The organism is Methanobacterium subterraneum (assembly GCF_002813695.1).
GTDB classification, from domain to species: Archaea; Methanobacteriota; Methanobacteria; order Methanobacteriales; family Methanobacteriaceae; genus Methanobacterium; species Methanobacterium subterraneum.
Genome location: NZ_CP017768.1, coordinates 641,739 through 653,835, shown reverse-complemented (window position 1 = coordinate 653,835; position 12,097 = coordinate 641,739). Strand labels below are relative to the sequence as shown.

The window sequence follows — 12,097 nt, the reverse complement described above, 5'->3', positions numbered from 1 at the left end:
CTTTTTTTTAACTTTACTTTACAATGGGAATGGTAACCAGTTCATTTTCTCTTAATTTGGTAAAGGTCTGTTCGTAGGTTTTTTAGAATTGGTAGTTCCTGGCGAATTTTAGGAATAAGTTCCAAGTTAATATGGACGTATATAATTTCTTCACCAGTTCCGGCCTCTTTTAAAATAGTCCCCCATGGATCAACAACCATGGAATGACCATATGCCACATAAGAAGCATCATGGTTCCTGGCTGGTGAAATAGCTGCCATGAAAACCTGGTTATCCACGGCTCGAACCTGGATTAATGGTTTCCAGTGGGCTGGTCCGGTGGTCATGTTGAAAGCTCCAGGTACGATAATTATCTGGGCTCCTTCCAGTGCCATGAGACGTAATAGTTCAGTGAATCGAATATCATAACAGATGCATATCCCAATCCTGCATAGTGGCGTATCCACTACTGTGATCTGGTTACCAGCAGTCAGGGTTTCTGATTCTTTGAAACTGATCTTGCCGGGCACGTCAATATCAAAAAGGTGAACCTTGCGATGCACATCCAGAATTTCCCCCTGGGGGTTGAAGATGAAACTGGAATTGTATATCTTTCCTTCATGTTTTTCAGGGATGGAACCCGCTACAATATAAACATCTTCCCTCTTTGCAGCCCCTGATATGGCATTTAAGGTGGTGCTTTTTTCTTTTTCCTCAGCATATTCCGGGAAGAGAGTGGTTTGGTAGGGACAGTTCCACATCTCCGGTAGTATCACCAGATCCGACTGGGACGCTGCCTCAATAATCATGGACAATGCATGTTCAATGTTTTGAGCCTTATCCTCCACTACCTTCATCTGGCATAGAGCCACAGTGAAATTATCTCCCATTTTAGCATCCCGCCATTAATACTTATTTAGTTTATAAATTAGCTTTATTAAAGTGATTTATTCTTAAGAGTGAAAGTATTATGTTGTTAATCATTATTTAAATCTCCTTTTCAAGGGATGTGTTTATTTTCATTCCATTAAAACTATTAAGCGTATTACCCCATACTAAATGAATGAGAAGTGGTAATGCTCAATTTAGTTGGGGATTATCATCAGTGGATAGTTTTACAGGAGTAATGTGATATGAGTTGTTACCTGAGACATATGAAAGAGGTTCTGGAAGCAGCAGATCTGCATCCGGAAGATAAGAAAGAACGAAAAGAAGTTGACCTGGCCATAAGAGAATTGGTGGGTATGAAACCCGAAGACAGGTGCAACGTGGTTTGGAAGGAAGTTAAAGTATGGCTTCAGGATGAGGATAAAAATAATCAATTAACCGCTGAGCTTAAGGCTGCTTAAACCTTACCCATTTTTTTTATAAATTATTTTATTTCTATCAAATCAATAAAATCCCATTTTAATCAGGATTTAAACCTATTTTCTGATGATCATTGGCTTTAACCAGTGTTTTTATAAACTCCGGAATACTCTAAAAAGGCCAGCATGTACTGGTATGAGAGTTCAACACTGGCCTGGTCGGTTTTATTGTGGGCTGATAGGACTTCACACACCACCGAGGGTATTCCATTACGGTTACTAACTGTGGATAGAACACCAGGGTAGGGTCCCACTTCCATCAGGGGAGATCCAGTTTTATTGCCTATGTATCCTGCTAATTCCTGACTTTTAGGATTTGTAGGATCATATATAATACAGTTTTTACCGGGGATATCATTGGGTTGTGCTGAATGGAAATCAGCCAGTAGGGTGATGTTACTCGTTACGGATACATTGTTGATATTGTTTAATGGAGTTCCATTGTTATGGGCCACTCTATCTGGGTCAGTGCCATTGTTTATCCTGGTGGAGCTTGCTGTGTTGTGGGGAATGGCAAAGGGAACTACATATACGGTTCCATTTATTTTTTTTCCATTAAGGTGGTTGATGATGTTGGTTGCAGCAATCTGTGATGGTAACTCTGCTCCGTGAACTCCGGCAACCACCATTACCCGGGGTTGGCTTCCATCCCCTAAAACAATTAGGGGTGTGCCTTTTTTGCCAGTTTCAATGAGTTCAGATATTACCGGGGTTTTGTTAATGTTTTCCATTAGCACCGTGTTATTGGATACATCCCCACCAGTAGAGTTATCAATAAGTATTATTTTATAATTAGAAGATCCCTGCACCGGATATCCATTGACATATGTGTAGGGTGTTGTTGTTCCATTATTTATTATAATAAAACAGGTTAAGACTAAAAAGAGCAATAGGGCTATTATCAGTATTTTCCGGTTGACCATCAAAGTTTTCGGAATCGACCTGGACTTTTTCTTAGGACGTAATGATGGTCTTTTCTTCATTAAACCCCCCAATTAGTTTTTAGAAGTTATCGTTACTGGATTATTTATTATATTTATGTCTGATATTATAAATAGATAGATACTTATCATCCAAATTTAAGAAGAATATATTTAAGAAAAGTTAAGGGATTGAAACTTGTTCCGAAATGTTAAGGAGGTGGATATGGTGTTTGAAGAGGACTTAAAAGTTTATCATTTATTCATCAGTCATAATGGGGAAGGAAATGAAGAGTACCTTACCTTTATTCAGAGGTTAATTGAAGCTCCGGACTTTGAATGGGAAGACCATGGAGTGCCTGGTGAAAACAGCTTCCAGGAGTTAAGGGATCAGATAGAACCCGCGGAGATTGTGGTTGTTCTCACCAGTCTTTACTCCCGCCACCATGATTTAATCCAAACTCAGGTAAAAATTGCCCAAGAATTAGAAAAACCCATAATCCTTATTCGCCCCTACGGTATGGAAGAGGTGCCAGGTGACTTGGAGGAGATTGCTGATGGTGTGGTTGGTTGGAATAGGGTGTGTATTGTAGAGATGATTCAAGAGTCCATAAACGAATAATGAAAGCTTTATTTTTTCTTATACCATTATACTCCTAAGAAACAATTGAATAAACTAAATTAGCAAATTTAAGCTGATATTTGAATTTTGTTATTATTTATAAATTTTTCCTTTTAATCGTAAAAGTGCTGCTTTATTAATTATTAACACTAACCAATATCTGGTTATTTTAGATTATTAGGCATAATGGAGGTGAAAAGATAAGAAAACAAGAAATTACAACTAAAATACTCATTTCTTCACTATTAGTCGGTTTAACAGTACTTTTTTGTGTTAGTTCTGCTTCGGCTGCAACCATTTATGTGAATGGTTCCAGTGGAGATGATGCCAATGATGGTTCTTCATGGGAACATGCCAAACTTACTATTGGAAATGCAACCGGAACTGTAGACTCTAATGGAATAGTACAAATCGCTGATGGACAATACACTGGAACTGGCAACACCAACATTACCATAAACAAGAATATGAACATTACCGGTGAAAGCCAGAGTGGCACCATTATGAACGGAACCGATAACAGTTGGGTTTTCAATATTCAACCAGGAGTTACGGTTACCATCCGTAACTTAACCCTAACCAATGGATATACAACTGGTTCTGGTGGTGCTATCTACAATCAGGGTACTTTAACTTTAGAAAATTGTAGTTTCACCAATAACACCGCAAACTGCCAATCAAGTCTTGGAGGCGGTGGTGCTGTCTATAATTATCAGAGTACGTTGAAAGTAGTCAATTGTTCTTTCACTAACGATAGAACACTTGGTTTATACCATTACGGCGGGGCAATTGGTAGTTTCCTTGGTACTTTGGATGTTACTGGTTGTACTTTCGATGGTAACGTTGCCGAAGATCGTGGTGGGGCCATCTCCAATTTCCAAGGGACCAGTAATATTTCTAACAGCACCTTCCGTGGTAATTATGGAAGTAGTGATAGTGCCATTTATAATATATATGGCGCTATGAACATTACTAACTGTACTTTCACCAACAATGGACAAAAAGTCGGTTATTACACCCCACTGGGTGGTGTTATTGAAAACATGTATGCTAATTTGGAAGTAACCAGTTGTACTTTCCTTAATAACTACGCATACTTTGGTGGTGCGATCTACAATAATGTAGGTGCTTCCAATATTGTTGAAGTTCATTTCAATAGATTTTATGGAAACATTGCAAATTATGGTACTGCCATTTGGAATAATGCGGGCACTTTGAATGCCACCAATAACTGGTGGGGTTCCAATGTCAATCCAATGACCATCTCTAACCTGATTTATGTATATGGAGGTTCAGTATATGCTGATCCATGGATTATACTTACCATAACCCCCACTTCCGAGTTAATTGGAAGCGGTGAAAGTTCCGTGGTAAGTGTTAGTTTGAAATACAATTCAAACGGTGATGACACTTCCCCCTTAGGTGCTGTTCCTCCTGTTGATGTAGTTTTTGATGTTAACAGTTTAGGAGATCTAAACCCATTAAATGACATTATCAGTGATGGTTTAAACACTACAACTACCTTCACTGCTGGTTTAACACCAGGATTTGCAACCGTAAATGCCACTGTTGATGGACAAAACTTAAAGACCACAATAAGAATAATGGACAGGGATGATATCTACGTTGCCGCCACTGGAGACGATACTACTGGAAACGGTAGTCCAAGTTATCCATTCCTCACATTAAATAGGGCAATAAGCGAAGTTAGATCAAATGGCAGAATACACATCGCCAACGGAGAATACAAAGACCCATTAGATCGTGGACTGAGTATCGATAAAGACATGACCATTTTCCAGGACACTTGGATACCAGGTACTGGAACTGGTGTTATTATCAATGCCGATGGTAATGGCGGAATATTCATTATAAGCCCCGGAGTAAGTGTCACACTTAGAAACCTTACCCTGACCAACGGGACAGGGTTTGGTTTTGGCGGAGCTATTCTGAACCAGGGAGATCTGAATATCCTGAATTGCACATTCTCCAATAACTATGCAGATTATTTTGGTGGGGCAATTTACAGTGACGGAAATCTAACCATCTCCAACACAGTATTCATGGGAAACTGGGTTCCTGACAGTGCCTCTTTTTACAGTGGTGGAGCCATCTGTAACATGGCTAACATGAATATCACCAACTCAACTTTCACAAAAAACTCAGCAGGAAGTGGAGGAGCCATCTTAAGTCAGAACTACATGAGTAATTTCCTGGTAACAGTTAATTATAGTGTGTTCTCTGAGAACTATGCCAGCAATTATGGTGGGGCATTCTACATCTACGATGGAAATTACACCAACAACCTCATCCATTTCAACAGGATCGTGGGAAACATCGCACCAGAAGGCAATGCCATATATATTGCCTATGGGTCTTTAAATGCCACGCTGAACTGGTGGGGATCCAACACTGATCCTTCAACCATCAACAACCTCATAGTGATGGACACTGGTTGTGATGTGTTATCAGATCCATGGATAATTTTATCGGTAAATGCAACTCCTAACAACATAAACAACGGAGAAACATCAAATATCACTGCAGATTTCAACCACATCAACGGTGGGAGTCCTTTAACTGGTGGTTATATACCTGACGGGAGTATAAAACTGGATGTGCCTTGGGGAAGCTTTAATAGTTCAGTAATTAGCCATTCATTCACAGGTAACACAATTGCCGGTGTTTTGACTGCCACCTTCTATGCCATTGAAGGAGCTGTTAATCCTTTATTTAACCCGGTTAGAGTCAATGCCACTGCCAACGGATACACAACCATTGACACTGAAGCTGCGTATATTAACATCATACCCGCAGCCAACTTAACCATCAGCAAAACCGCTCCTGGCACAGTTATTGCCGGAAATCAAATCACCTACACCATAACCGCCACTAATAATGGACCCGATACTGCTACCGATGTTATCATATCTGATACATTCCCCATGGGTATATCGAATATTTCATGGAACGTGGAATATTCTGGAGGAGCTTCTGGACCCACATCCGGAACTGGAAATTTGAACATAAACCTGGGAACTCTTCCCACAGGTGGTTCATGCACTATAACTGTAAATGGAACAGTCTTATCATCAATACCAGCAGATACCATACTATCCAATACCGTGGCCATAACCTCATCTACCTATATAACAGACCCAGATAATACATCTGATACTGTATTCACGACTGTAAAACAAGAATCGGCCATTGAACTAGAAAAAACAGTGAACAACCCACGGCCAGACGTAGGAGATACAATCACCTATACAGTAACTGTGCACAACAACGGACCCAGCGACGCTATTAACATCCAGATACAAGACATAATGCCAGCCGGATTCAATAATGTTGCAATAACTTATTCTAAAGGAAATTACAACTTTGAAACTGGAATATGGACACTCAACCTTGACACTGGTGAAAATGCTACCTTAAACCTCACTGGAGAAGTAACAAGTCTACTTGCAGGGAAAAACACCACAAACACAGCAACTCTCATAGGAACCACCAACACAACCAACGCTACAATCTACGTGCCCCAATCAGACCTCTACATCCAGATAACCAGCAACAAAAACAATCCCCGAACCGGTGAAACATTCACCTTAACCTACAAACTGGGAAACAACGGACCAGACGATGCACAAAACGTTACTATAACCATACCAATACCCGAAGGATTCGTAATATCCGAAATCAAGGGTGATGGAACCTGGACTCAGAACGGGAACACCATAACCTGGACATTCAACAACGTCACCGTAGGCGACCCCTACCTCTACATCACCGGATGGACCACAGGACCCGGAATCTACCTATTCACAGCATCAATAGCATCAGAAACCTTCAGTATAAACAGTATGGGAGTTAATTCCCTAAGTTTAAATGCAGTGACACCGGTAAATGCAGCAAGCGTAACCAGTAACACAGTTGGAATGCAAAACACAGGAATACCACTCGCAGGAATAGTATTAGCTATCCTAATGATACTCGGCGGATTTATTGGCACCCGGAAAAAACAATAAGGGATTTATTTTACCTTTCCCCACTTTTTTTATTTTAATTTCAATCAATCTTAGTATTGAATTTTAATAATATCTATTGGTAAGATGATTCAAGAGCATATTACCTATTGGTAAGACGATTCATGCACATATAACGAAGAAATAATACTCCTATATTTTTCTATTTTCCCTTTATGAACAGATAATATAGAATTATTGATCAATCTCTTTTTAAGGGATAATGGTTTACATTTAAATTTTTCCATTGGATTAAAGTGTGCATCTTTATTTATACTTGAAATTAAACAATGTTTTGATGAGATTATTTGAGATAGTGGACAAAAGGAGGTGAAAATATAAAAAAAATATTAATACTCTTATCACTTATTATTTTAGTTTCATTGACTGTTGGAGCAGTTACAGCGGCTGATCCTATAGATCCAGATAACGTGTTCATTTCCCCCGATGGGAACGATACCGATGGTGATGGTAGTAACATAAAACCTTACCAGACCATTTATAAAGGATTAGAAACGGCTAATAACAATACAGGAACCATATACCTCTTATCAGGGACTTATAATACTGCAGGTGACTATGGATTAACGGTCAACAAATCCTTAAATATTATTGGATCTGGACAGGACAACACCATAATCGATGCTGGAAACCATAACCATATCGTCGTAATTCAGAATTGGGCAACTGTTAACATACTGCAAATTACATTTAAAAACGGTTCTGGAAGTTATGGAGGTAGTATTCTAAATCGGGGTAATTTAACAGTTGAGGATTGTAATTTCACCGGTAACCGGGCATCCAATGCCGGAGGTGCCATCATGAACTGGTACGGAACTTTACAGGTTACAAGCTGTACCTTTACTGATAACACCGCAAACATACCTAATCATGCCTATGGAGGTGCTATAGCCAATACCGGTACTTCTACGATCATTGATTCAACCTTTAACAGCAACACAGCCTATGAAGGAGGAGCAGTATTCCATTACCTTGGTAACTGTACCATCAACAACAGCAACTTCCAGGGAAACACCGCCGGTAGGGGTGGGGCTATCTACAACAAGGAAGGTACTTTGACCTTGAATAATAGCACCCTTGAATTTAATACTGCTAACGCTACAAGTACAACTGTGGACGTGGTTGCAGCTGGTGCTGGAATCTACAATGATAATGATAGTACCATGGCCATTGATAACTGCATCATCCAAAATAACTCTGCCACCGCTTCTGGCGAAGGTGTAAACATTTCTGCTGCTGGTGGGGGAATATGCAATGTGGGAAATCTGATTATTAACAACTCCCTCATCCAGAATAACTGTGCCACGGCTACAGCAACATCACAACTAAATATTGTGTCTGCCGACGGTGGAGGAATCTACAATGATAAAGTCCTCCTCATCAACAACAGCATCATCCAAAACAACACGGTCACTGCCAATGCTGATAAGGATGTGATTGCCAATGGTGCAGGAATTTTCAGCAATGGGGATATGGCCATAAATAGAAGTAAAATTCAATCCAACGCCATCATTGTTACCACCAATGCCGGGGTGGGTGCCTATGGTGGGGGAATACAAAATGGTGGAAATCTGTATATCACAGACAGCACCCTCCAGTACAACACTATCACTGCCACTACTCCCGGCATAAACCGTATTGGGGGTGGAGCAATATGCAACTCCTTTGCAGGGAATACTTTTATTGACAAGGGCAACATCCAATATAACAGCGTGGCAGCCATAGATGGAAATGAATTTGCAGTTGGTGGTGGGATCTACAACGAGAATGTTCTACTTATCACCAACAGTACCATAGCATTTAATACCGTCACCGTTACAAATGAGGGTGAATATGCACCTGTTGGTGGTGGAGTATGCAATTTTGGTGTGATAGTGGCTAATTTCAACCGTATTGTAAATAATTCGCCTGGCGCCGTGCATAATGATGCACAATCAGTTCCAGATTTACAATATAACTGGTGGGGATCCAGCAATCCAGAATTTAGCGAAATCATCACCGGAACATCCATGGACTACGATCCATGGCTGGTTATGAGATACACCGCCAACCCCACCTCCATAACCCAGGGTAGTACTTCTACTTTAACTGCTTACTTCCGCTATGATTCAGATGGAACATTCCATGACCCGGCTTTAGGACATCTTCCTGACGGGACTGTGGTGACTTTCACCACCAACCTCGGAAATGTGGGTAGTAAAATTGCCACTGCTTTAACTATAAATGGTGTTGCCACCATCCTACTACGTGGAGATGAAGCAGCCGGCACTGCACTAACATCTGCAGCACTGGACTTGGAAACCATGTATTTAACAGTGCCCGTAACACCAATTACAGTTAATGCGGTAACCACAAACACCGTTGGAATGCAGAACACCGGAACACCTCCCGTAGGAATAGTTTTAGCTACCCTGATGGTACTTAGTGGATTTTTCAGAACCCGGAAAAAAGAATAGAGGGGTTTAATATCCCTTTTCCTTATTTTTTTAAGGAATACATTTTTTAGAATAATATATTATTATACTCCATTCCCCAATTTTTACTATTTAGGTTTCCCCAGGGAATAATATTAAATTAAGGAAAAATTTGATTATCCAATTAAAGTATTGATTTATCCAATTATACTAACCAACAACTACTCCCAATAAAAAAAAGGAGGAGAATTACGTCCCGCTTACCTACCAGACTTCCTGACCCTGATTAAAGTGAGCGGTGAATGTCTTACCCGGATCATTGGTTTCTTCTACATTGGGTATCTTCACTTCACCCAGAATACCAAATCCTGAGGGTACATAAAAAACAAAATCCAGGATATCTACCCCTTTTGAAAGTGCTTCAAAATATTTATGAACTGCCTGTGGATCTGAAATCTTTTCATCAACACTTCCAGTATATTGGCCCTTGTTTAGTGTTTTATCAGCATAGCTGAATACCATCCCATAAACCGAGGAAATACTCACCTGATCTATTGATAGGGTACCATAAAGCATGCCAGAGAACATTGCCCATCTAGCTAGCTCCCAGCTGGGCCACATACCATTTCCCCATTTCATCCCCGGAACAAATGGATCAGGGGTTACATTTTCATACTTGGACATCTCATAGGCTTGATTAGCAATTCCAACCAGGTTGAACTCCCTGGTGAAATCATAGCCCTCGGGATTCCATTTTTCATCAGAATGTTTCCCAACATTCACCATATTATAAAAGTTCCCCTTTAGCGTCCCGTATTCTTCAGTTAATTGAATATCCAGTGACTGTGACATTATTAGAAAATTATGAGTGTCAAACCCTTTCCTCCCCCGTTCATCGTAATCAATAACACCATCACCATTCTCATCAAACCCATCCATGAACTCTTTGACGATGGATGTACCATTTAAGGTATCATGGGCTTCGGCATAACTTAGAATAGTTTTTTGCATGTCCCAGATCATGCAGCTGGGATTGTAATACATGTTATCGGTCATTAATTCAATGAACTTATTCTCCTCCACCCTACCCAGATGACCGGCCAGAGATGTTAAGGGAGTGTCAGTTACTGAGTCCCAGCCTGTGACGTAGTATGGTTGTTGTCCTATGCCCCGATTTTCAGCATAGGAATACAGATTATATCTAAAAAGGGGTGAATCAAGTCCTTCAACTGTGATTATGTTTTTGTATTCAATCTGGGCCACAGGGACCTGATGAACAAACTCGGTGTTCCAACTGTTTTCTTCTTTAAGTTTCATTCCTTTGGACATGGGAATGGTTTTAAAACAGTATCGTGCACATAACAGATCCAGGGCAACACAATCCAGCGATGACCAGAGGTATCCTTCTGGGATCCTAACCGCGATGCCCTCAGGGTTATGGTTAAGATTGATCATGTCGATGGAATCAGATACATGAACCATGTATACACCCTGCTCCTGCACCGCTCTGATAACATCGGCCTGGGTTCCTGGCATTCCTGCAGTCCGAGTTACAATGTATTCCCCATTTTCGTCCTTCAGGGGCAGGTCGGTGTCATCATCTATCTCCACAACCCATGGACAGTGGGGTAGCTTACCTTTAAAACTGGGAGTTGATGATGGGGGCATTGCGTATTTCCATTTATTTTCATCATCCGAGTTAATAGCGCATTGTGTTGGGTAAAGGCCTATACCTATATTTTTAATGGCGTTAGTGAGTAGATCCTGGGCATGGATCTTCATTTTAGGAACGTTTACCAGGACGCAGCCAGGATAATCATTCCGGTCAACATTATCATCAGGATCCCCACCAACAATTACCTTATGCAGGGTGATCTCAGAATAGTTATCACCTTCAGGGACAGTTATGGTTCTTCCACGGGATAGATCTGCGATCTGGTTCAAATCATAGACCATTAACCGGTTCCCTGCCATGCCTGGTGAAAAGTATCTACCGGCCACACTGTCCTCATATCCATTCATAGGATCATCGGTATGGGATGGAGGGTGGTGCTCTTCAAGGTACCTGCGTACGAAGTAAAAACCCCAACCGCCATAGAAATCTCCGGATCGTCCTTCAAAAATCGCTTCGGCAGTGATGGTTTTTCCGGTTATTTTGCTGGCCATTAACTCCATTAATATGGATGAGGTGGAAGCTTCACCCAAGGCCATCTGGTTATAATCAATGCTAAGTTTATCATGGAACCATCTCATCAGTGCTGCGATAACTGACCAGTCCGTACATATGGGAGCACCCAATCCTTCACCATGAGTATCAATGTCAATAACTTGCGGCCCCACTAAATTAGGCTTGAAAAGTAATTTTTTCCCAGATTTTATATGTTTAAGAACCTCACTGATAAAACCAGTCTCTTGGTCAAGGCTTCCCAGGGAAATATCAACCTGGTCATAGATATAATTGATTTTGTTGATGATGGCTGCCCATGCTGCATCATCATCCTCATCAATAACTTTCTGGAGCAATTCAGGAATATCCTTATAGGCACGCGAAGCATCCATCCGGACACCACTTACTGGTGAGCCTTCAGAGTCGGTTTTTTTATTCCCAATCTCAGAATCTACAAGTTCTCCCCTCATATAATTTTTATTGGTCTTCATAATATCAACTCTAGATAAATCAAATCGGCAGAAACTCTATTTCTATTTCAATTGCTATCTATGGATACAAAGTGGGATTTTAAAACTGTTC

At 40.6% G+C, this 12,097-nt stretch carries 7 protein-coding genes; 4 read left to right on the top strand and 3 right to left on the bottom strand.

Annotated elements, in window-relative coordinates; all coding sequences use genetic code 11:
• Nucleotides 1-41: 41 nt before the first annotated feature.
• Entirely contained in the window at nt 42-869 is an 828-nt protein-coding gene (locus BK009_RS03105) for a carbon-nitrogen hydrolase family protein (protein ID WP_100907735.1), read from the bottom strand.
• A gap of 243 nt (nt 870-1,112) precedes the next feature.
• Here BK009_RS03105 and BK009_RS03100 point away from each other — a divergent pair, with 243 nt between their 5' ends.
• Nucleotides 1,113-1,328, top strand: a complete 216-nt coding sequence (locus tag BK009_RS03100; RefSeq protein WP_100909005.1) for a hypothetical protein — start codon at nt 1,113-1,115, stop codon at nt 1,326-1,328.
• A 98-nt stretch (nt 1,329-1,426) separates the two neighbouring features.
• Here BK009_RS03100 and BK009_RS03095 read toward each other — a convergent pair whose 3' ends face one another.
• Nucleotides 1,427-2,329, bottom strand: coding sequence for a succinylglutamate desuccinylase/aspartoacylase family protein (locus tag BK009_RS03095; RefSeq protein WP_100907733.1), 903 nt, complete (start codon nt 2,327-2,329; stop codon nt 1,427-1,429).
• A gap of 163 nt (nt 2,330-2,492) precedes the next feature.
• Between BK009_RS03095 and BK009_RS03090 the strand changes: the two genes are divergently transcribed.
• The 3 genes from BK009_RS03090 (at nt 2,493) to BK009_RS03080 (ending at nt 9,390) form a co-directional block, all read left to right on the top strand.
• Complete coding sequence (locus BK009_RS03090) at nt 2,493-2,888, top strand: TIR domain-containing protein (RefSeq protein WP_232728014.1); 396 nt, start codon at nt 2,493-2,495, stop codon at nt 2,886-2,888.
• Nucleotides 2,889-3,190: 302 nt separating this feature from the next.
• On the top strand, nt 3,191-6,916 hold the full coding sequence (locus BK009_RS03085; RefSeq protein ID WP_100909004.1) for a COG1361 S-layer family protein: 3,726 nt from the start codon (nt 3,191-3,193) through the stop codon (nt 6,914-6,916).
• Between the two features lie 380 nt (nt 6,917-7,296).
• A complete protein-coding gene (locus BK009_RS03080) occupies nt 7,297-9,390 on the top strand; it encodes a beta strand repeat-containing protein (RefSeq protein WP_100909003.1) in 2,094 nt (697 codons plus the stop codon).
• A 222-nt stretch (nt 9,391-9,612) separates the two neighbouring features.
• On the opposite strand, the gene BK009_RS03075 is transcribed toward BK009_RS03080, so the two are convergent.
• A complete protein-coding gene (locus BK009_RS03075) occupies nt 9,613-12,006 on the bottom strand; it encodes a DUF362 domain-containing protein (RefSeq protein WP_211290141.1) in 2,394 nt (797 codons plus the stop codon).
• Between the last annotated feature and the right edge of the window lie 91 nt (nt 12,007-12,097).

Excerpts from the sequence above, each read along its gene's own strand:
- BK009_RS03105 (WP_100907735.1), bottom strand. The coding sequence starts at position 869 with ATGGGAGATAATTTCACTGTGGCTCTATGCCAGATGAAGGTAGTGGAG.
- BK009_RS03100 (WP_100909005.1), top strand. The coding sequence starts at position 1,113 with ATGAGTTGTTACCTGAGACATATGAAAGAGGTTCTGGAAGCAGCAGAT.
- BK009_RS03095 (WP_100907733.1), bottom strand. The coding sequence starts at position 2,329 with ATGAAGAAAAGACCATCATTACGTCCTAAGAAAAAGTCCAGGTCGATT.
- BK009_RS03090 (WP_232728014.1), top strand. The coding sequence starts at position 2,493 with ATGGTGTTTGAAGAGGACTTAAAAGTTTATCATTTATTCATCAGTCAT.
- BK009_RS03075 (WP_211290141.1), bottom strand. The coding sequence starts at position 12,006 with ATGAAGACCAATAAAAATTATATGAGGGGAGAACTTGTAGATTCTGAG.